Here is a 22,308-nt window from a genome sequence, read left to right as displayed (position 1 = left end):
TTTTTCCCTGATGGAGAAAACCGCACCCTTTTCCGTTATGAACATGCACTCATTCCGTTGGATTCGACTTACAGCATTCTCGGCCCTGGCCGCAGCCGCCATCACCTCCTGCGCCTCCGCGGCCACGGACTTCAACCAGGTGGGCAAGCAAATGTCCCTCCTGCTCCAGAACTTCCACTTCTCCCGCAAGGAATTCAGCGACGAACTGTCCGGAAAATTCCTGGAAACCTACCTGCGCAAGGTAGATCCCAACAAGATATTTTTCACCCAGCAGGATGTGGACGCCCTCAAGAAGAAATACGGCAGGGAACTGGACGACTACCTGATGTCCGGCCAGATGATGGACGCGGCCCAGGCCATGCACGCCCTGTACCGGCAGCGCGCCATGCAGCGCATCGCCTATGCGCGGGACCTGCTGAAAAAGGGCGGCTTTACCTTTGACAAGGACCGGTCCATTGAACGCTCCCGCCGCAAGACCGCCGCGTGGCCCAAGGATGAGGCGGAAATGCAGCAGGTCTGGAAAGACATGGTGGAGGAACAGCTCCTGTCTGAAATCCTGCGCCGTGAAACCGTGGCGCGCCTGGCGAAGGAACAAAACAAGCCCGACCCGCTGGCCAATGAAAAGCCTGCGGAGGAAAAACTGCTCATGCGTTATGAACGCATCCAGCGCAACATTCAGGAAACGGACCTGGAAGACGTGGCGGAAACCCTGCTCAGCGCAGTAGCCATGACCTATGACCCGCACACGGACTACATGGGCGCCCGCCAAGTGGACCGCTTCAAGATTTCCATGGGCACGGAGCTCACCGGCATCGGCGCCCTGCTGGGCAGTGAAGACGACGGCTCCACCAAAATCACGGGTATCGTCGTGGGCGGTCCGGCTGACAAATCCGGAGAGCTCAAGCTGAACGACCGCATCGTGGCCATTGACTCCAACAACTCCGGAGAAATGGTGGACATCCTGTTCCTGAAGCTGGACAAGGTGGTGGACATGATCCGCGGGGCTGAAAACACCCAGATGCGCCTGAAGGTGGAACCGGCGGACGCTCCCGGCCAGGCCAAGATCATCACGCTGACCCGCTCCAAGGTGCCGTTGAAGGACGAACTCGCCAAGGGCGAAATCATCGAACTCACCGGAGCTCCGGAAGGGCAGAACCGCATCGGCGTGCTGAGCCTTCCCTCCTTCTATGCGGACATGGAAGGCGGCGACCGCCGCTGCGCCAAGGACGTCAAAAAAATCCTGGAACGGATGAACAAGGAAAACGTGGACGGCCTGGTCATTGACCTGCGCAGCAACGGCGGCGGCTCCCTGGAGGAAGTGCGCCTGATGACGGGCTTCTTTACCGGGAACGGCCCCGTGGTGCAGATCAAGGACACCCGGGGCAACGTGGACATCAAATCCGCCCACAACCGCCAGAAGCTTTTCAACGGCCCCATTGTGGTGCTCATCAACAAGCTCAGCGCCTCCGCCTCTGAAATTCTGGCCGCGGCCCTCCAGGACTACGGCCGCGCCGTGATCGTGGGGGATGACTCCACCTTCGGGAAGGGTTCCGTGCAGCAGCCGGTGGACATCGGCCAGTACCTGCCCTTCTTTGCAGCCAGGGACCGTGCCGGCCTGCTGAAAGTCACCACCCAGAAATTCTACCGCGTGGCGGGCGGCTCCACCCAGCTCAAGGGCGTGGAGAGCGACATTCAGCTTCCCACCGCTACGGCGGCGTTTGAACTGGGGGAAGACATTCTGGACTACGCGATGCCCTATGACCAGATCACGCCCTGCACCAATTACAAAAAGGACTCCTCCATCACGGCCATGCTGCCCGCATTGAAGGAAGCCAGCGCGAAGCGCGTGGAAAAAGACCGCGACCTCCAGATTGCCAGGGAAGACATCGCCATGATGAAGCAGCGCATCAAGGACAACAAGCTCTCCCTGAACAAGAAGACGAGGGAACAGGAAAACTCCACGCTGGAAGAGCGCCGCAAATCCATCAACAAGGAACGCAAGGGCCGCTTTGCGGAAATGGCCAAGGAAGACGCCACCAAGTACAAGATTTACCGCCTGACGCTGGACGACGTCAACGCCAGGGAACTTCCCCTGGCGGACCCGGACAAGGACAACGAACAGTTCATGCACCTGGCGGAAGACCCCACGGCGGAACTGGACGACTCCCCGGAATATCCCTCCGGCCTTGACCCGGAACTCCGCGAAGGCATCAACATCGTCCAGGACATGTTGAAGCTGGAATCCTCCGGAAAATAACGGTCCCTTCCCCATTCCTTCCCACTCGCCCCGGTTTCCTCCAGGAACCGGGGTCCTTTTTTTCCGGGGCAAAAGGCGGCCGCCGCTCCTTCCGGAACGTGCCGGAATGAATCCGGGACTTGCCAGCCGGGGTGAAATAAGGCAGTATCCTTGCCCGTCAGCAATGAGCACCATCATGAATACGACATATAAAATTGCCATCGGCGCGGACCACGCCGGAGTCGACCTCAAGGAAACCGTAGTAGAACTCCTCAAGGCATGGGGCCATGAAGTGACCGACATGGGTACCATGACCAAGAATTCCTGCGATTATTCCGACTACGCCAATGAAGTTGCAAGCAGCATTGCTGACGGTACCAACGACCGCGGCATCCTCATCTGCCGGTCCGGCATCGGCATGAGCATCGCCGCCAACCGCTGGGTGGGCGTGCGCGCCGCCCTCTGCCGCACGGCCCCCGCCGCGGCCCTTTCCCGCCAGCACAACGATTCCAACCTGCTGTGCCTAGCCTCCGCCTATGTGGACAATGAAAGCGTGGAAGACGTGCTGGACGCATGGCTGCACGCGGACTTTGAAGGCGGCCGCCATGAACGCCGCGTCGTCAAATCCTCCGGCAGCCCCCTGCAATGGACGGACCCCGAACTGGCCGCGTTCATCCAGGAGGAAGGCCGCCGCGAAAGCAACAACATTGAGCTGATCGCCTCTGAAAACTTCGCCTCCCCCTCCGTCCGGGAAGCCCAGGGCTCCCTGCTGACCAACAAATACGCGGAAGGCTATCCCAGCAAGCGCTGGTACGGCGGCTGCGAGGTAGTGGACAAGGTGGAACAGCTTGCCATTAACCGCGTGCTGAAAATCTTCGGCGGGGACCATGCCAACGTGCAGCCCCACTCCGGCTCCCAGGCCAATATGGCCGTTTACTTCTCCGTATTGAAGCCCGGCGACACCATTCTTACGATGGACCTTTCCCATGGCGGCCACCTCACCCACGGCCACCGCGCGAACTTCTCCGGCAAGCTGTACAACGTAGTTCACTACGGCGTATCCCAGGAAACGGAAGCCATCGACTATGACGCGCTGGAAAAACTGGCCCTGGAAGTGAAGCCGCAGATGATCACGGCCGGAGCCAGCGCCTATTCCCGCACGATCGACTTTGAACGCATGGGCCAAATCGCCAAGGCCTGCGGCGCCTACCTGTTCGTGGACATGGCCCATATCGCGGGCCTGGTGGCCGGCGGACAGCATCCGAACCCGGTTCCCTATGCGGACTTCGTCTCCTCCACCACGCACAAATCCCTGCGCGGCCCGCGCGGCGGCTTCGTGATCTGCAAGGAGGAATACGCCAAGAAGCTTGACGCCGCCGTCTTCCCCGGCATGCAGGGCGGCCCCCTCATGCACGTGATTGCCGCTAAGGCGGCCTGCTTCGGGGAAGCGCTGAAACCCGAATTCAAGGACTATGCGGCCCAGGTCGTGAAAAACGCCAGGGCCATGGCGGACAAAATGGCGGAACTCGGCTTCCGCGTCGTCTCCAACGGCACGGACAACCACGTATTCATGGTGGACCTCCGCAACAAGGGCATCAACGGGGCGGACGCACAGGAAGCCCTGGACCGCGTGGGCATCACCGTGAACAAGAATGCCATCCCGTTTGACACGGGTTCCCCCATGAAGCCCTCCGGCATCCGCATCGGCACGCCCGCTGTGACCACCCGCGGCATGAAGGAAAAAGACGTGGAACAGGTAGCGGAATTCATCGCCCGCGCCCTGGCCCTGTACGTAGGCGACCAGGTCTGCCCGAACCCGGACGGCTTCGCCCAGCTCAAGGAGGAAGTCTCCGCTTTCAACCGCAACTTCCGCCTGCCTCACTAATCAAATTGCTCTTTCACGTTCAAGCCGTCCCATTGCCAGCAATGGGACGGCTTGCGTTTTTCACAAGAAAAGAGGGAAGTGCCGGGAGCTGCTTCAAGGGGCTCCCCTTTCCGCGTTCAACTCCCTCCGGTACACTAGCGAGGATCTGCCGGGATGTTTCCCCCACCCCCTGCCGCCGCCATATAACAGGCGGCTACATCGGCAATGCCATGGCCGTTGGAAAGGGGCGCGTTCTGCCTGGGGATGCGGTACCGGCCGCCCACCAATCCTCCGCCATACGTACTGACCGGATCACAGTAAGTGGTTATATGGTCCAAGACGCCGGCAGCGGCCGCCAAACGGTCTGCACCCAGCGCCTGCAAGGAATTACCAGACAATCCCGCAGCATTCACCGCAACGCCGCCAACCGGGAGAGGAGACCCTACATTGGCCGCCACCCCGAATTGGGCCATGCCGCCTCCCAGGGAATGCCCGGTGGCCTGCAAGGACACTATTCCCGGCACATGATTCAACAAATGGCGAATCAGTCCCGCCGCCCTAACGTAGCAAATGTCACAGGAATACAACTGGAAAATATCCGTCAATACGTTGGGAACCAAGACACCCCAATGTCCCGTATCCGTCCCCCGGAAGGCAACATAAATGTTATTGCCCGAGCACTTGATGTAGGCATTAAACCCATGGCGCACATGGACATGCCCACTAACGGGATCGTACCCGGTTGCACCGCCAAAAGGAGAGAAGGCATGATTCAGGGAGGACAATGGAACGCCTGGCAGAAGGGCTGCGTCCGGATGCGGCGCCATTCCCATCAGATACCCTCCGGCTCCCGGATTAAGGTAGGCATACCGGGAAAAAGTGATCCAAGTGGGAATGCGGGCAGGATAATGCGTATTGTCCCTGTAATGGAGGCGGCAACTTATCACCGCCGTCACAATGCCGGCCAATATCTGGACTAAGGCGGAATGCCGGGTCAGAGGCAACCCCGAAAGCCTTTCCATGATATAATTATAATGAGGAAGCGCCGCATGGCCTTCCTGAACGAGAAAGGCATCCAGCCTGCGCCTTCCATCCTGGCGGGAAAAATACCTGGTTGCTATAAAGTCAAACAAGTGCCTGAGATGAAGTAATGGAGTCATGGTATTTATCGAATTGAATTTTGAATATAATTCAGCACATCACGTTCTTCATCCGTCAGCGTGCCGCCCAATTGCTCTTTTCTGGACAAAATCTCCCGGGAGAACAGGAGGGCGTCCTGGTATAGAGACGCGATCTGGTTCTGTTCCAGTTGGTCCAGGGCTTCAAACCCCTTCAGCTTGCCCAATTGGGTTTCCACCCACTTCCTGATTTCCCGTTCGCCGGGTTCAGGCGCAGAGTTCGTAAACTTTTCCCATTCCTCCAGCCAGGTATTCGGGATTTCCACTTCAGACAGAGCCTGGAGCACTTGCTGCTCCAGATCATCCAGCTTGCCTTCCAGCCGTTCCATTTTTTCCAGGAACTGCTTTTCATCCGATTCCGGAAAATGGAAGGATGAATCATTATTTTTCTCGTCAGACATGATGTTTCAACATGGGTTGCGGTTTGCCGCCGCATCCGGAAAGGACGCGTCCAGCGGCAAACGCTGCACGAATACCCTGGCCTCCCGCGTCCGGAAAGAAAACAGGGGCTTTCCCAATACGGGGAACCATCATTCACAACAGCCATGCGCGCCTTTCAGCGGCATGGAAAAACCCGGCATGAACAAATGCCGTTTATACCGCCACCGTGCGGCCGCAGCTTCCGGCTACTTCCCTTCCCCTCCCAAACGGCTCTCCATGGACAGCAGGGTGCACTTGGCGGCAAGCCATGCGTCCCGGCCCTTGAGAACCATCATTTTATCTCCCACGCTGGAAGCATAGGCCTTTTCCGCATCCCGAAAGAGCTGCTCCAGATACTTGACCAGTTCCTTCTGGACGGCGATGGCTTCTTTCAGAGATCCGGCGTTGTTTCGGCGGAATTCCAGCAAGTTCAAGTTGGCCCGGGTCACTTCCTCCCAGGGAACCATGCCGGACTTGTACTGTTCCTGCGCCAGTTCAGCCATGCTGGATAAAAGCCGTTCCCTTTCCTTGAGAAGGGATTTCAAGGTTTCTTCCGCCGGGGAAACGGCCGAAAAGCAGACGAGACAGAGTATGATCAGGGTAGTTTTCATTACTCCCCTTTTATCCCCTCCCTTCATTCTGTCAAGATGGAAAGGAACGTATCGCTTTGAAACAAAGAAGCTCTCGAAGATGAAAAACAGCGCGGCACGGACAAACATAGCCACCTCCGGAAAGAATCCCCAGCCGGGAATTCTTTCCTTTTATCCCGCCTTTCTCCTTCTTCCGGGGTCGCTCATACGCCGCCGGCCTTCCGGACCGGGGCGGACCATTCCTTGCCGCTTACATCCGTCAGCACTACGGAAAGCGGACCTTCCGGAACCGCAGAAAGCGCGGCGGGGAGTGTTACGCCGGCCCTGGCCCCCAGCGGAACGACCAGCCCGAAGGCACCCGGCTTGACCTTTGCCAGATAAGCGTTCTCCATAGCGGAGGGGGGAAGCGCGGAAAGCTGGTCCGCCTCCATTTTCCACAGGGTGTTGCCCTGGCCGTCCGTCAGCCTGATGCGGACGAGGAAGGAGCCGTAGGTATCCACGCCTTCCGTGCGGAATACGTTGAAGCGCAATTCCTGCCCGGACAGGGAGGCCCCGCTGACTTCCAGCAGGGGCTTCACGGATTTGTTATGGAGCGGCCCCCATACGCCGCCATGAAAGAACTGGTTGGTTCCTAGCGTGACCAGCATCATGAACACGGCTCCCCAGATGGAAACGCGGGCCATGCGGCCGTATCCCAGCGGCAGCGGACCGGACCCCACCCAGGCAAACAGGGAGGAACGGCGCGCGCAGCACGGAAGTTTGGAAAGCCTGCCGTCCAGCGAACAGGAACCGCCCCCGGTCAGGAACAGGAGCAGTCCGGCGCACATGCCCAGAATGCCTATCTGCCATTCGTCCAGGCAAGTGGTTCCCAGCCAGCCGGAACCCAGCAGAATGCCCAGCGCCAGGCAGAAAACGCCCACGCTCGCCAGGCGCGTCAGCAGCCCCAGCATGAGCATCAGCCCCACCAGGAATTCAATGATGGTAAACGCCACCATGAACCACCAGAGTTCGGACGGGTGCGTCACCAGATATTCAATGACCGGCTTGATTCCCAGCGCATTGGGAAGGAAGTGGTTGAATTTGACGCCGATATATCCCGGATCATCCGGAATCAGCTTGTTTTCCAGCACCAGGCGGCGCCAGAACGCGGAGAAGTACGTCCAGCCTACTACCAGACGCAGAGGGAGGGCCATTACGGCAGCCCAGCGGTAGGCTTCGGGCTGCACGGCGGAATCATGGGAATGTTCTTCTTTCATCTGGTCAAATTCTTCAGTATTCCGCCATCCTATTTCCGTCGGAAAAAAATCAAAGGATAAAATGCCCGGTCCGTGACAGCGGACGCGTCAAAGATTTACCGGGAGGCCATGCCGTCCCACACCGGGAAGTAATAATGCAGGGAGGGCGCGGGTTCATTCAGCAGGCGGTAGTGCCACCATTCCGGAGAATAGTTGGCGAATCCCTGCTTTTCAAAAGCCTTTTTCAGAATCATCCGGTTCCGGTGCTGGGCCGGGGTCACCAGCGCGGTGTCCGTAGCGGAACTGGGGTCCAGCAGGTCATGATGGCCGCCCATGTCCACGGGCTTTCCGGTTTTGGCATACAGCAGGGAGACGTCCACAGCCACGCCGCGTGAATGTTCCGAGAAGTCGCGCACGTAGTGGTCCCCGAACACCTTGGCCTTGTCAATGTTCGGGTAATACCGGGCTTTCATCTTCTGGTCTCCGGCGTCCGCGCCCCATTTGCAAATGTCCAGCACGGCGGTGTGGGGGCGGTAGGCGTCATAGATTTCCAGCAGGTAGCCCTGCCTGTACAGGTCTTCCGAGACTTTTTTCAGGGCGTGCGCCGTCTGGGTGCGCAGGATGGCGCGCCTGCCGTGGTAGCCGTCCAGCGGACGCCCCACGAAATTGTCATACCCGGCATACTTCAGGTTGGTCTTCACCAGCGGGGCCACCTGGTCCACGTACACAAAGCCCGGCTGCATCACGGGCTGGAGGGGCTGGTTGAAAGAGGGCTTGAATTCCCCGCTGCCTGAGCAGGAAGCCAGTAAAATGAAAATGCCGCATGCCGCGGCCACGCAGGTCTTCATGACCACGGAGCGTAGCACGGCATGCGGCGCAAATCCGGTCAGGATTCCGTCATTTCCAGGAATCCCTTGATCTTGCTGATGCGCGTGGGATGGCGCAGCTTGCGGAGGGCCTTGGCCTCAATCTGGCGGATGCGTTCCCGCGTGACGCTGAACTGGCGCCCCACTTCCTCCAGGGTGCGGGGGCTGCCGTCCCGGAGGCCGAAGCGCTGTTCAATAACCTCGCGCTCGCGGTCCGTAAGGGTGTCCAGCACATCCTTGATTTTCTCTTTCAGGAAGGAGAAGGAGGCTTCCTCCATGGGATTTTCCGCCGCCTTGTCTTCAATGAAGTCACCAAAGGAGGTGTCGTCGGAATCCCCTACGGGGGCTTGCAGGGAAATGGGCTGCTGGGCCATTTTCAGCACGGAACGCACGCGTTCCACGGGCAGGTGGATTTCCTCCGCGATTTCCTCCGGCGTAGGTTCGCGGCCGTATTCCTGCACCAGCTGTTTCTGAACGCGCATCAGCTTGTTGATGGTTTCAATCATGTGCACGGGAATGCGGATGGTGCGGGCCTGGTCCGCAATGGAGCGGGTGATGGCCTGGCGGATCCACCAGGTGGCATACGTGGAGAATTTGTAGCCGCGGCGGTATTCGAACTTTTCCACCGCCTTCATCAGGCCCATGTTGCCCTCCTGAATGAGGTCCAGGAAGGAAAGGCCGCGGTTGGTGTACTTCTTGGCAATGGAAATGACCAGGCGCAGGTTGGCTTCCACCATTTCGTCCTTGGCCCGGCGGGCTTCGCGGAGCCACTTGCGGAGCTCCTGATAGGCTTCCCCCATTTCATCCGCAGTCATCCACATGCGCAGTTCCAGTTCCGCAAGGTGTTCCTTGAGCTCCTTGTTGGACGGGTCCTGGGCTACCTTCTTCTGCATGCGGAGCACGCGGTCGCGGGCCTCGTCAATCATGGAGCAGAAATCCTCAATCACCTTGTGCTTGAAGTACAGGCGGCCGAAGAGCTTCACCAGAACGCCGGTGATCTTGTCGAACTCCGCCTGGCGGGCCTTCACGGACTTGGCGGCCTCCTTGCTGCGGTACAGCTTGCGAAAGGAGCCGGAAGCGTCCTGATGGGTCTGCTGGATTTGGGCGCAGAGCTGGGCCAGCCCCTTCATGTAGCGTTCGCGGGAGTCGATCTTCTTGTCAAGGATGACGCGGTCAAAGCGTTCCTCGTTGTCCAGCAGGCGGTAGGCCACGTCCAGATAGGCGTTCGCAATGAAGCCGAAGCGGTGCACGCAACGCTGGACGTTCTGTTCCGCATCCTCAATCCTCTTGGAGATGGCCACTTCCTCTTCACGGGTGAGCAGGGAAACCTGGCCCATCTGCTTCAGGTACATGCGGACGGGGTCGTCCAGAATGTCCATCTTGGCTTCAAGCTTTTCCTCCTCGTCCTCTTCCTCCGTGTTGATGCGGGTGCGGTCCGTGTAGCTGTCCACGTCGGACGCGTCAATGATGTCAAACGCCATGCTGCGCAGGCGGTCCATGATGGCCTCGTAGTCCTGCTGGTCAACGATGTCGTTGGGAAGGGAGTCATTGATATCGTCAAAAGTCAGGTAGCCCTGCTCCTTGGCGAGCTTGATCAGTTCACGGATTTTTTCCTGGATTTCCGGGGCGTCAATCGGATTCGTGACCTTGCGGCTGGCGGCCCTCTTGCGTTCCTCTTCCAGGATTTCGCTCAACTTCTTGGGAGCTTCCGCCTTAGCGGCAGGCTTGGAGGCCTTCTTTTCGGCGGGTTTCTTTTCCGCCGGCTTGGCAGGAGCCTTCTTGGCGGCGGGAGCGGCGGCTTTCTTGGCCGGTGCGGCCGCGGGCGCCTTTGCCGGAGCCTTTTTGGCGGCTACTGCGGCCTTCCCGGCGGCAGGGGCCGGAGACGCCTTTTTCACCGGGGCTTTCTTTTCCGCTGCGGGCTTGGCGGCAGCGGGCTTTTTAGCCGCCGGAGCGGCGGCCTTGGCGGGGGCTGCCTTGGAAGTGGTTTTGGAAGTTTTTGCGGCAGGCTTGGATGCTACTTTTTCCTTGGATTCAGAAGCTTTTTTGCTGGCGGAAGTCTTCTTGGGAGAAGAGGAGGATGGGTCACCGGATTTGGACATATCTTGAAAAGAAGAGGGCACAATTCACCATTATATCAATACCCGGAGGTATCGAGGCACTACATTGTACCCAGCAAACGCTTCAAGTCAACACTAAGTTTGGATAATTCCAGCCTTCTGGCGGCGTCCGTGGAGGGGTCCGCCAATTCCGCCATCAGGGACGCGATATGCCTTTCCAGCGCAGCCTTCGCAATGCCGGAGCAGGCTTCCTGGACGCTCCGGTCCACATTGGGGATGGGCACCGGGTCCAGGTTCAGCAGGTTCAGGGCATCCCGTTCCGGCTGTGGCAGGGACGCCAGAAAAGCCTGAATGGCCGCGGGACTGTCCGGAGAAGGAAGCCGTGCCAGGATTTTTTTCAGGATTCCCCCCCCTTGCAGCATCCGCATCGGCTCCAGCAATTCTTCAATACGGTCTACGATGAGCCCCTGGGCACGGGCGTTCTGGAGGGACAACTCGCAAAGCACGGCCACGGCACGGTCCATCTTCACGGGGGGCTGCGTCTGAGGAACTTCCGCAGCCGCCGCACGATCCGCGGACTGTGCCTGTTCCCTTCCCTTGCGGCGTCCGGCCGTCCTGACGGCGCTCCGCAGGTCATTCACGGTCGTGCGCATCCTGGTGGCGACGTCCGCCGTTGCCAGGTCGCGGGCCACGGGGTCGCTCATGCAGGCCAGCAGGGCCGTCATCTCACGGGCAAAGGCGGCGCTGGCGGCGGCGTCAGTCAGCAGGCCGCGTTCCTTGGCGCGTTCAATGCGGACCTCAAAGAAAGGACGGGCCTGCTCCACCATCTCTGAAAACGCTTCCTTCCCTTCCCTCTTCATGAAGGAGTCCGGATCGTCCCCCTCCGGAAGATTCACCAGGTAAACATCCTTGCCGAATGGGGCCAGCTCCCGGAAGGCGCGGTCCGCCGCCGCCATGCCCGCCTTGTCCGCGTCAAAACATACGACAATGCGGGAGGCATAGCGTGAAAGCGTTCTGGCGTGCTCCGGCGTGAACGCCGTTCCCAGGGGAGCCACGGCAAAGGAAATGCCGGCCTCATGGCAGGCGATGACGTCAAGCTGCCCTTCGCACAGCAGGGCCTTGCCGCTCTTCCCCATGGGACCGCGCGCCCTGTCCAGGGCAAACACCACATCCCCTTTCTTGAAAATGGACGTTTCCGGGGAGTTGACGTACTTGCCCACGTTTTCCTGGGGCCGCAGAATTCGTCCGGAGAACGCCACGCATTCCCCGTACACATTGTTAATGGGGAACATCAGCCTGTCCCGGAACCGGGCGTACAGGTCCCCGCGCTCTCCGCGGTTGGCAAGGCCGGAATCTATCAAAACCTGGTCCGGAAGCCCCTCCTTACGCGCCCAGGCCAGGAACTCCCGTGAAGAATCAGGAGCCCAGCCCACCTGCCAGCGCTTCGCCATGTCCGCCCCGTATCCGCGGGAATTCAGGTAGGCCCTGGCCTCCGCCGCCTTCGGGGAGCGGAGCAGGAGCCTGTGAAAAAACTCGGCCGCCTTCTTATGGGCCACCAGCAGGGCCGTGCGCGCCTTGCGCCGCTTTTCCTCCGCGGCGTCATACACTTCCTCCACCAGGGTAATGCCGGCTTTTTCCGCTAGCCGCCGCACGGTATCCGCAAAGCCCAGGTTTTCCATCTTCATCACGAAGGTGATGGCGGATCCCCCTTCCCCGCAGCCGAAGCATTTGAAGTTCTGCCGGGTCTGGTCCACGATGAAGGAAGGCGTCTTCTCATTATGGAACGGGCAGCACGCCTTCCACCGGGACCCGGCCCTTTTCAGGGAAAGATAGGAACCCACCACATCTACAATGTCAGTGGCTTCCAGAACGCGCCGGATGCTGTCTTCATCAATCCTTCCCATAAGGCGCGGCCAGTCTATCACAGCCCCGCCGGGTGCACAAGAAGACAGAATCAGGACGCCATTCACAGGAAAACAAGGGGAGGAAACAACCGGGCGCGCACTGGAAAAACAGAGGAGCTCCCGTGTTCCCTCAGGAAAACCGGGTGAAACGGCGCGGCGGCATCCGGCCTCCCCGTCCGCACGGAACGCATTTCCCCATTGAGCGCGGGCTCGGAACGTGTTAGCCTGTCTGCATGAAGCACATTCACCTTCTGTTGCTGGCTCTGCTGGCCCTGTTTGCCGGCTCCCCGTTCCGGGCGGCCGCGGAGGAATCCTTCCGCGACCGGGTAGTGGTCATTCCGGTGGGGGAGGACTCCCTGACCAGCAAGCAGAGCTTCGGCTTCATGAACCGCATCCTGAAGCGGGCGCAGGAGGAACAGGCGCGCGCCGTGGTGTTTGACCTGAACACGCCCGGCGGCCTGGCCTGGGAAACCAGCGAGATGATGATGAAAAGCATCCAGCCGCTGACCATCCCCACTTACGCCTACGTGAATCCCAAGGCCATGTCCGCCGGGGCGCTCATCTCCGCGGCGTGCGACAAGATTTACATGGCGCCCGTCTCCTCCATCGGCGCGGCGGGCATCATCACCTCCTCCGGGGAGGAGATGGACCCCGTCATGCGCAAGAAGGCGGAAAGCGCCTTCTGGGCCTTCACCCGCTCCGTGGTAACGGAAAAGGGCTACCGCCCGGAAGTAGTGAAGGCCATGATGATCCCCTCCGACCAGGAGCAGCAATTCGGCCCCGTCAAGCTGGAAAAAGGCGCGCTCCTGACCCTGACGGGCAAGGAGGCCGCCACGCGGCTGGAAGACGGCAGGCCCCTGCTGGCCCAGGGAACGGCCACCTCCGTCACGGACCTGCTGGCCCAGGAGAAGGTGGACGCCCCCACGGTCACGGCGGAACCCACCGCCTTTGAACGCATCGGCCTCTGGATTGCGTGGGCCTCCCCCATACTGATCCTGCTGGGAATCGGCGGCATCTACATGGAATTCAAGACGCCTGGGTTCGGCATCGGCGGCATCGTGGCCATTGCCGCGTTTGCCCTGTTCTTCTTCGGCAACAACATCGCCGGGAACCTGGCCGGTTATGAAACGGCGGCCCTGCTCATTCTGGGCGTGGTCCTGCTGTGCGTGGAATTCTTCGTCATCCCGGGCACCTTCATTGCGGCCATTGCGGGCGGTATCTGCATCTTCCTGGCCCTGTTCGGCGGCATGATCAGCTCCTGGGAATGGGACCACATCATCCGGGACGGACAGTGGGACGACGTCAACACGCTGGCGATGGTCCTGGGCATCCCCCTCCTGAAACTGGCCCTGGGCCTGACCGGGGGCGCCATCCTGATCGCCGTGCTGATGAAGTACCTGCCGGACTCCGTCCTGATGCGCCGCGTCACGAACGCCACGATCAGCGGTGGCCCCGCCGGGGAAGCCGTCAACATTGCGCGCGTGCAGGTAGGCGACCGGGGGAACGCCGTCACGGAACTGAAGCCCAACGGCAAGGCCATGATCCATGGCGAAATATGCGAGGTTTTCTCTCGACAAGGCATACTGATTAAGGGTACCCCTGTGCGCGTCGTGGACATCCGTCCGTTCGACCTCGTCGTCGTCAAGGACGAATCCCCCTCCGGGGACTGACGCCATCACGCTTTTCACTCACTGCCATGCCTCTCACCGTTGGACTCATTTCCCTGGGCTGCCCCAAGAACCTGATCGACTCTGAAATCATGATCGGCCACATGCAGAAGGCCGGCATGACCATGACTCCGGAACCTGAGCTGGCGGACGTGATGGTGGTCAACACCTGCGCTTTCATTGACCAGGCCAAGCAGGAAGCCATCGACGCCATTCTGGACGTCGTGCGCGCCAGGGAAAGCGGAGCCTATCCGGAAAACCAGAAGCTCATCGTGGCAGGCTGCCTGTCCCAGCGCTTTCAGAAGGAACTGCCCGCCCTGCTGCCGGAGGTGGACGCCTTCATCGGCCCGGACCAGATCACCAGGCTCCCGGAAATCATCACGGAGGTGATGGACCGGACCGTGCAGGACCGGAACTTCATCCAAGGCAAGTGCAAGTATGTTCCGGACTGGGACACGCCGCGCTACCGCCTTACTCCCCCGCATACGGCCTACATCAAGATAGCGGAAGGCTGCAACCACGGCTGCGCCTACTGCATCATCCCGATGATCCGGGGACGCCACCGCAGCCGCTCCCAGCAGGACGTGGTGCGTGAAGCGGAAGCCCTCATCCGGTCCGGCGTGAAGGAAATCTGCCTCATTGCGCAGGACATTACCTACTACGGCATGGACAAATGGACGGATGCGCGCCCGAACCGCCGCAGCGCGGTGGACTCCTCCCGCGGGGAATCCCTGGCCTCCCTGATCCGCGCCCTGAACGCCATTGAAGGGGAATTCTGGATCAGGCTTCTTTACACCCACCCCGCCCACTGGAGCGACGAACTGACCGCCGCCATCGCGGAAAGCCCCAAGGTGGCCCGCTACGTGGACATCCCCCTCCAGCACATTTCCGACAACATGCTCAGCGCCATGCAGCGCGTGACGGACGGGGACTACATCCGCAACCTCCTGCGGGACATCCGGAAGGCCGTTCCGGGAATCGCCATCCGCACCACCTTCATCACCGGATTCCCCGGAGAGACGGAGGACGACCATCAGGAATTGATGGAGTTCATTGAGGAGTTCCGCTTTGAACGGGCCGGCATCTTCACCTTCTCACGGGAGGAAGGCACGAAGGCCTACAAGATGCCGAACCAGGTGCACCACCGCACCAAGGCGCGCCGCTACAATGAAGCCACCATGCTCCTGACCCGCCTTGCCTCGGAAACGGGCCAGGAACAGATCGGCAGGCAAATCCGCGTGCTGGTGGACGCTCCCGGCGTTGCCAGAACGGAATGGGACGCCCCGGACATTGACGGCACCGTTTCCGTCCCCCTGACGCTGCCCGTCGGCCAATTCGCCACCGTCACCGTAACGGATGCCGTGGCGTATGAACTGACGGCGGAATAAGATTCCGCGGGCGACTGGATGGGAGCATCAGAGACAAGAGCGACAGGCACGGCGCAAGCCGGGATATATCTGATCCCTTATCACTCATCTCCGGCATCTGAGCCAAAGGCGCTTATTGTTTCACGCTTGATTCCGGGAGAGGCGCGCTGGCCGGAGGGGCTTCCTGCGGTGCGGCTCCCGAAGGTGACGGAGAAGCGGAATCCGGAACGGGGACCAGGGAAGTATCCATCCGGGACAAATCCAGTTCGCGGGAAGCCGCAGCGGCTTCCGGACTGACGGCGCCCATGTTCGCGGGCAACGGAAGCAGGGCTCCGTCCGGACCGACCATGTCGGGAGCGGTGACGGGATAAAAGCCCATCATTTCCTGTGGATTGACGATTTCCGACAGGCTCACGTAACCCTGGCTGCCGTCCTCAAACTCAACCTTGGCGAACAAATCACCGCAAACCAGCACCTTCCCGGTTTTCACGCCGCCCCTGACGGTTCCGCTCGTGGAAAAATTATTCTCCGGATTCTGCTCGAACACCATCATTTTTTCCTTCTTGAACGTAACGGATTCCCCCGGCTTGTAAAATGCCTGGTCCGCCTTGTTCTTGGCCGCCATTTTCTTGGAAGTGATGCCTACGGGATCCAGCGCTGAACTCTGGCGGTCCCAGGCATTCAAATGCTTGTTCGGACCACAGGAAGCCAGCAGCACCAGCAGAGCGGAAGGGAGAAGTGCCAATTTCATTTGCCGGGCATCTTAACTGCCACAGATTGCGGATGGAAGCAGAATTTGCGCCTGTTGATGCAGGATGCCGTTTCAACAAGAAAAATCCCGGCTTTCCCGCCAATAAGCGTTCCTTCGTGCTGGACAGTCAAGAAAACTTCCGTACAGGCTTGCGGCATATCAACCTCACTTCCAAATGATCAAGGGATTTTTCCCGGCGCTTTTCCTGGTTGTTTCGTCATGCTGCATGATGAAGGCAAAAGAAACCCAGGGCAACACTCTGATGCGCCCCCTGATGACTCGGACGGCGCCCCCTCCCTTGCCCTGCCGCGGGTCCGGCGCCTGCTTCGATTACTTCTCCACGCCGCTCTGCAAATACAAAATCCGCAGGGCGGAAGAAATCATGCCCGGCTCCTGCCGGGCCCCTTCACTTCATGGAAGGAAGACGGAAAAAAGCAGAGACCGGGACTTTCCATCAACAAACAGGGAACCCCGGCCATCATGCTGTTCCCCGCGGCGGAACCCATTCCATCCCTGAAACACGCTCCCGGCAGGCAGCCGGGGCCGGGAAAAGTAAGCGGTTCCGCAGGCGGGGAAAAACAGGCCGTCCTTACGGATTCCCTTCCCCGCTCTCTTCCCGGGGAAACCTCAAATCATGGCGCAAAGGCAACGTATTAGGCTTGCCGCATTCCTCCCGGCAATGCTATTCTGCCACCTGCGGTTCCCACGTTTGGCACAGTTCCATCCGGGGGAACCGTTCAAGCATTTGTTCTGTTATGGATGAGAAGAGATTAGCCGGCGTAGTTCTGCCATTGTTCTCCCTGCGCCGCAACAACGACCACGGCATCGGGGATCTGACGGCTCTGCGCCAGTGGATTGACTGGGCGGCGGATGCCCATGTGGGATTTCTCCAATTGCTGCCCGTCAACGCCCTGGGCCGGGACGAAAACCCTTCCCCCTATTCCGCCATCAGCTCCGTGGCTCTGGAGCCCCTGTACCTTTCCCTGGAACCATGGACCATTCCCGGCCTGGAAGAACGCGTATTCAATGAAACCGGGGACACGCTGCCGTGGGAACAACCCTCCGGCCCGAACCTGGTGGACTACCCCAAGGTCAGGTTCTGGAAAATGTGGATTCTGCGGGGCGCATGGAACAACTTTAAAACCAAGCCGGAATATGAGGGCATCATGCCCAAGTTCAGGGAATGGGTGAAGGAGCAGGGAAGCTGGCTGGAAGACTTTGTCTGCTTCCAGGTTCTCTGCGACCTGTTCGGCACGGAAATCTGGTGGCACTGGCCGGAGCAGGACCCGGCCCGGGCCAAAACCATCGCCGCCGATTACGAGGAAGAAAAGGACTTTGCCCGCTGGCTCCAGTGGCTCTGTGAAAAGCAATGGGAATTCATCCGGATTTATGCGGACGAACGCAACGTGAAACTGATGGGGGACATCCCCATCGGCGTTTCCCTGTGCAGTGCGGACGTCTTTTTTGAACGCTACCTGTTTGATACGGACTGGTGCGGAGGCGCTCCTGCGGAAGGCAACTACGCGGAAGACCCCTTCACGGGCAAATGGGGGCAAAACTGGGGCATTCCCCTGTACAAATGGGAAGTCATGGCCCAGGACAACTTCGCCTGGTGGCGGCGCCGGGTAAAATACTGCACCAAGATTTTCAGCATGTACAGGATTGACCATATCCTGGGCTTTTACCGCATTTACTCCTTCCCGTGGAAGCCTACGGAAAACGAGGTCTTCCTGCCGCTCACGCTGGAGCAGGCGGCCCAGAGAACGGGCGGCAGGCTGCCCGGCTTCAAGCCCCGCGGGGATGACAACGCCGTGGACCGCAACCTGAACCTGACGGACGGAGACCTGTACCTTCGCCTCCTGATCTCTGCCGCCCCCGGCGTCAGCGTGGTGGGGGAAGACCTGGGCTGCGTGCCGGAATACGTGCGCCCGAACATGCGCCAATTGGACATTCCCGGCTTCAAGATTCCCCATTGGGAAATCAAACCGGACGGCAACATCATCCCCGGAAAGGAATATCACGAATGCTCCTTCGCGGCATTCGGAACGCATGATTTTGAAACCATCATGCAGACCTGGAACGACAGCTACGCCAAAATCGAGCGTGCCCGCAAGCTGGGTCTGTGGGAGGGAGTCTCTCCCAAAACGCCGTCCAACCCGGAACAGGAAAACATCGTGCGCCAGGCGGAGGACGGAGCGCGCCTGCTGAAATGGTTTGCGGACTTCGCCGGGATGCAGCCGGACACTTGGCTCTCCTACTGGAACCTGGAAATCAAGACGGCCATGTACAATGCCCTGTTCCGTTCCAACTCCCGTTACGCGGCCATTCTCTGGCCTGCCCTCTTTGACGTCAACAAGCGCCTGAACATCCCCGGCACCACGGGAGGCACCAACTGGAGGGAACGCATGCCCTTTAAAGCCGTGGAAGCCCATAACATGCCCCAGACCGCGTGGCTACGCACCGTCATCAGCGGTTCCGACCGCACGCCGCTGCAGGGAGAAGACGCCATCAGGGCCCTCAAGTCAGCCAGAAGGCGCATCTTCCCGAAGGTCACCGTCAACAACGAACGCTTCCTGAAACGGATGCTGATGTGGCCCAACGGGAAATCCCTGTAAGTTCCGGCCAGTTTCCGGAGCGCCGCAAGCCCCTGCCCCGCTTCATGGCCTTTCCTTCAACTGTTCTTTCCATTGCATCCGTCCTTGCCTCCTGCCGGAAAAGCAACCATACTCCCCGCATGACCTGGAGCTGGAACAAACTGTCCCCCGCCAAATGGGAAGACGCGTGGAGTGAACGCATTGCCGGAAATCCCAATGCCTCCATCACCATCATCAAGGGAGGCAAGACCATCAGAATCACCGTCTACTGCGACCATGAGGAAGACGCCCTGACCTTGAAGGAATATTTTGGGGGGACCGTCCGGGAAATCAAAACCCGGGACTGGGTGGCGGCGCAGAGCCGGGAAGAACGCGCTCCGCTTAAAATAAGGGATGCCCTGGTCATTACGGAGCAGAGTTCTCCGGAGAAGCTGGCCGCCCTGCGGAAGCAATTCCCCGCGCGCCATATCCTGAGCGTTCCTGCGGAAATGGCCTTCGGGACCGGAGACCATGCCACTACGTCCACCTGCCTGCGCTTCATCTGTGACGCTGCCAAATCCCGCAGGGGAACCGCCTGGAGCATGACGGACATCGGCTGCGGAACCGCCGTGCTGGCCATTGCGGCGCTGAAGCTGGGAGCGGAACACGCCACGGCCTTCGACTTTGACCCCATGGCCATTGAAGTGGCACGGCACAACATGGAACGCAATGACGTCACCGGCGAAGAGCTTGATTTATTCGTCGGGGACGTCTTTGAATGGACGCCCGCAGCCCGGCAGAAGGGGGATCTGGTCGTCGCCAACCTGTTTTCCACCATCCTTCAAAAAGCCTTCCCGCACATCATCGCCGCCATGAAGAAGGATGCCGTGCTGGTCATTTCCGGGATTCTGGCCTCCCAATGGGAAGAAACGAAATCCGCGGCCGAACGCAACGGACTTTCCTTTGACCGGGTCATCAAACGCGGCAAATGGGTCACAGCCAAGGGCGGCATGGTGAAGTAAGCATTCCTTCACGGGGCATGGAATAACACTTGCCCCGGCATGCCAATCAACATCCAACTGGGAACCAGGGCCTCCCGGCCCTGGTGTTCTTCATCACGGATACCCTCCCGTCATCCAGCGCGTACTCCTTGAACAAGGTTTTTTCAGGGCCGGAAAGCCCTGTTCCCGGCAGGAAGTACCTTCACAAGCCAGCGGAATGCACCGTCCGCCCTGCACAAGCATCAATGCGCCCCGCGGGTTTCACACTTTGCCTCACTCTCCGGAAAGCCTCACCCCGCCGCGTTTTCACGGGCAGTAAACAGCTTTTCCACATACTTGGCCAGCATATCCACTTCCAGATTCGCCGGCTGGCCGGAAACGGCGCGCTGCAGGTTCGTACGTCCGAAGGTATGGGGCGTGATCCAGAATTCAAGCAGGGAGCCGTTCAAATTCGCAATCGTCAAGGAAATGCCGTCAATGGTGATGGAGCCCTTATCAATGCAGTAGCGGGCCAGTTCATCCGGAATGCGCACTTCCAGGCGGTGGTCCTGCCCCACGGGCTCCAGGGCCGTAATAGTTCCGGTATTGTCCACATGCCCCATCACGAAGTGGCCGCCGAAGCGGTCCATGGCGGACATGGCGCGTTCCAGGTTCACCAGCCCCCCCGGCTGGAGGTTTCCCAGGCTGGTGACGCGGAGGGTCTGGGAAAGCAGGTCAAAGGAGACGCGCTCACCGTCCAGGGCGTCCACCGTCAGGCAGCAGCCGTTGACGGCGACGGAATCCCCCAGGGAAAGTTCATGGCCGAATGGAATAATCAGCGTCAGTCTGGCTCCGCCGTTGATGGGCGTAAACCCTTCCACGGTTCCTGTTGTTTCAACGAGTCCGGTAAACATAAGAGTAAGCTCCGGTTCCGGCCCTTAATGGCCGAAGCAGGTGAAGAAGATGAACACGATGGCGGTGGGAAAAGCCGCCCAGGCAAACAGCCACAGGGGATTGATGCCCTTGAAGTACTTGCCCAGAATGGCCTGCCCCGCCGGGTTGGGGGCGTTGGCGATTACCGTCAGGCCGCCGCCCGTCACGGCGCCGGCCACCACGGAATACTTGACGGCTTCCGGCAGGTTGGGAACCGTGGACGCCAGGAAGGTGACGGCGGCATTGTCGTTGAACGCTGTCAGCAGCGTGGCCCCGATCATGGCGTAGTCCCCCAGCCGCGTCAGCACCGGTTCCAGCCACCAGGCCTGGACGCCGCCCAGAATGACCAGGCCCGCCAGGAAGAAGCCCACCATCATGGGAACGCGCAGGGACATCTGGTTCTGGTACTGCGGGGTAGCCACCGTAAAGCCAATGAAGAAGAGGAAGCTGCCGATGAACATGACCGGCTCATGGGCGAAGAGAACCGTCCAGGTCAGAAAGCAGACGTGCGCCAGCGTCACCCACGCCGGTATCTTGTCATTGCGGTCTTCCCAGGACTGGGGAACGGCGTCGTCAAACTCGTTGAACTCGCGTTGCTGGGCGGCCAGGCGGGCGAATTCCTTGCGGAAGAGGAAAAAGTAGGCCAGGTTGGAAATGATGATGGCTGAAACGGCCTTCCAGCCGAAGTGCTGGATCATGTGCGCAAGACCCCAGTCCCACTTTTCCGCCACCATCACCACGGGGGGGGCGGCAAAATGCGTCAGGGTGCCCCCGATGGAAATATTCACAAAAAGCAGCCCCAGCGTTGCATACATCAGGGTCTTCTTCGGCTTGAGGTCGTAAAACTTCTTGCTCAGGATCAGGGCGCCGATCGTCATGGCGGCAGGTTCCGTAATCAGGGAGCCGAGCAGGGGGGCAAGGGTCATCACGGAAATCCACCAGGCCCCGGGCGAAGATTTTCCAAGTTTGGCGCCGTAGTTGACTACGGATTCCGCCAGCTTGAAGATGGGGCGGGAAGAGGCGATGATCATGATAATCATCACGAACATGGGCTCCGTGAAGGAGCAGTCGTAATTCAAGTAGGCCGAGAAGTCCTCAAAGGAATAATACTTCCAGCACACGAACATGAAGGGGATGATCCAGATGCCGAACACGGCTTCCACTTCCCCCAGGAAATGGAAGATGGCGGACGCGAAGGAGACCGGAAGACGCTCCTCCGGGTGCATCACGCGGAAGTTGGTTTCCTTGAGCTTTTCCTTGTAGCGCAGGGCCAGCTTGTGGGAATAGCGTTCAAACCGCCCGGCCAGGAACGTATGGATAATAGCCCCCAGGAACACGAGCGTCACGGCCAGGTTGAACCCGCCGGACTGCTTGTTGCGCTCCGTGAGCACCTGGGACAGGCTGGCATCCGGCGGCGCGGGCTTGTACTGGTTCAGGGGAATGGGAAAATGGCTGTACTGTGATTCCCCCCCCACTTCCGTAGCGGGATAGGCAGGTTCCGCCGCGCGAGCCGAAGCTTCACCGGCAGGAGCCCCCAGGAAAAAGGCGGCGGCAGCCACGGTAGTGAGCAGACCCGCACGGCGCGCCAGAACTTTGAAGAAATGACAAATACAGCTCATGTCTGCGGACAGACTAAACACCTCCCCTTTCTTCCGCGAGCTGAAAATGAGTCTGTATGCTTTTTAAC

17 protein-coding genes are annotated in these 22,308 nt (G+C 59.8%); 7 read left to right on the top strand and 10 right to left on the bottom strand.

Features of this window, described 5'->3' with window-relative positions:
- Positions 1-43: 43 nt before the first annotated feature.
- A complete protein-coding gene (locus J5W70_RS09180; protein ID WP_249852995.1) occupies positions 44-2,257 on the top strand; it encodes a carboxy terminal-processing peptidase in 2,214 nt (737 codons plus the stop codon).
- A gap of 175 nt (positions 2,258-2,432) precedes the next feature.
- Entirely contained in the window at positions 2,433-4,121 is a 1,689-nt protein-coding gene (gene rpiB, locus J5W70_RS09175) for a ribose 5-phosphate isomerase B (RefSeq protein ID WP_290486765.1), read from the top strand.
- 134 nt (positions 4,122-4,255) lie between these two features.
- On the opposite strand, the gene J5W70_RS09170 is transcribed toward rpiB, so the two are convergent.
- From J5W70_RS09170 to dnaG, 7 genes are all read right to left on the bottom strand, one after another.
- Positions 4,256-4,927: a Tle-like phospholipase domain-containing protein gene (locus J5W70_RS09170; RefSeq protein WP_476774990.1), complete on the bottom strand. Its 672-nt coding sequence runs from the start codon at positions 4,925-4,927 to the stop codon at positions 4,256-4,258.
- Positions 4,928-5,265: 338 nt separating this feature from the next.
- Positions 5,266-5,679, bottom strand: a complete 414-nt coding sequence (locus J5W70_RS09165; protein ID WP_022396686.1) for a hypothetical protein — start codon at positions 5,677-5,679, stop codon at positions 5,266-5,268.
- A gap of 225 nt (positions 5,680-5,904) precedes the next feature.
- Positions 5,905-6,201, bottom strand: coding sequence for a hypothetical protein (locus tag J5W70_RS09160; RefSeq protein WP_146020038.1), 297 nt, complete (start codon positions 6,199-6,201; stop codon positions 5,905-5,907).
- 290 nt (positions 6,202-6,491) lie between these two features.
- A complete protein-coding gene (locus J5W70_RS09155; protein WP_022396684.1) occupies positions 6,492-7,544 on the bottom strand; it encodes a TQO small subunit DoxD in 1,053 nt (350 codons plus the stop codon).
- Positions 7,545-7,639: 95 nt separating this feature from the next.
- Entirely contained in the window at positions 7,640-8,389 is a 750-nt protein-coding gene (locus J5W70_RS09150; RefSeq protein WP_102722819.1) for a M15 family metallopeptidase, read from the bottom strand.
- A 20-nt stretch (positions 8,390-8,409) separates the two neighbouring features.
- A complete protein-coding gene (rpoD, locus tag J5W70_RS12915; RefSeq protein WP_022396682.1) occupies positions 8,410-10,488 on the bottom strand; it encodes an RNA polymerase sigma factor RpoD in 2,079 nt (692 codons plus the stop codon).
- 59 nt (positions 10,489-10,547) lie between these two features.
- Complete coding sequence (gene dnaG / locus J5W70_RS09140; RefSeq protein ID WP_022396681.1) at positions 10,548-12,350, bottom strand: DNA primase; 1,803 nt, start codon at positions 12,348-12,350, stop codon at positions 10,548-10,550.
- Between the two features lie 233 nt (positions 12,351-12,583).
- On the opposite strand from dnaG, the gene J5W70_RS09135 reads away from it, so the two are divergent.
- Both J5W70_RS09135 and rimO read left to right on the top strand, forming a co-directional pair.
- On the top strand, positions 12,584-14,020 hold the full coding sequence (locus J5W70_RS09135; protein ID WP_022396680.1) for an NfeD family protein: 1,437 nt from the start codon (positions 12,584-12,586) through the stop codon (positions 14,018-14,020).
- Between the two features lie 26 nt (positions 14,021-14,046).
- The gene (rimO, locus tag J5W70_RS09130) at positions 14,047-15,405 is read left to right on the top strand and encodes a 30S ribosomal protein S12 methylthiotransferase RimO (protein WP_022396679.1); all 1,359 of its coding nucleotides are present in this window, start codon (positions 14,047-14,049) and stop codon (positions 15,403-15,405) included.
- A 112-nt stretch (positions 15,406-15,517) separates the two neighbouring features.
- Here the strand turns inward: rimO and J5W70_RS09125 are convergent, their stop codons facing one another.
- Positions 15,518-16,135, bottom strand: coding sequence for a hypothetical protein (locus J5W70_RS09125; RefSeq protein ID WP_022396678.1), 618 nt, complete (start codon positions 16,133-16,135; stop codon positions 15,518-15,520).
- A 32-nt stretch (positions 16,136-16,167) separates the two neighbouring features.
- Between J5W70_RS09125 and J5W70_RS09120 the strand changes: the two genes are divergently transcribed.
- From J5W70_RS09120 to J5W70_RS09110, 3 genes are all read left to right on the top strand, one after another.
- Positions 16,168-16,314 carry a hypothetical protein gene (locus J5W70_RS09120; RefSeq protein ID WP_180972925.1) on the top strand — a complete coding sequence of 49 codons (147 nt, stop codon included), beginning with the start codon at positions 16,168-16,170 and terminating at the stop codon, positions 16,312-16,314.
- Positions 16,315-16,890: 576 nt separating this feature from the next.
- Complete coding sequence (locus J5W70_RS09115) at positions 16,891-18,750, top strand: 4-alpha-glucanotransferase (protein ID WP_022396677.1); 1,860 nt, start codon at positions 16,891-16,893, stop codon at positions 18,748-18,750.
- A gap of 119 nt (positions 18,751-18,869) precedes the next feature.
- Positions 18,870-19,730, top strand: coding sequence for a 50S ribosomal protein L11 methyltransferase (locus J5W70_RS09110; protein ID WP_022396676.1), 861 nt, complete (start codon positions 18,870-18,872; stop codon positions 19,728-19,730).
- A 269-nt stretch (positions 19,731-19,999) separates the two neighbouring features.
- Here J5W70_RS09110 and J5W70_RS09105 read toward each other — a convergent pair whose 3' ends face one another.
- Together J5W70_RS09105 and J5W70_RS09100 are read right to left on the bottom strand one after the other, a co-directional pair.
- Positions 20,000-20,602, bottom strand: coding sequence for a riboflavin synthase (locus J5W70_RS09105; RefSeq protein ID WP_022396675.1), 603 nt, complete (start codon positions 20,600-20,602; stop codon positions 20,000-20,002).
- 24 nt (positions 20,603-20,626) lie between these two features.
- Positions 20,627-22,240, bottom strand: a complete 1,614-nt coding sequence (locus J5W70_RS09100; RefSeq protein WP_022396674.1) for a putative Na+/H+ antiporter — start codon at positions 22,238-22,240, stop codon at positions 20,627-20,629.
- Positions 22,241-22,308 lie beyond the last annotated feature (68 nt).

Source organism: Akkermansia massiliensis (assembly GCF_018847375.1).
Classification (GTDB): domain Bacteria; phylum Verrucomicrobiota; class Verrucomicrobiia; order Verrucomicrobiales; family Akkermansiaceae; genus Akkermansia; species Akkermansia massiliensis.
This window is presented reverse-complemented; position numbering and strand designations above follow the sequence as displayed.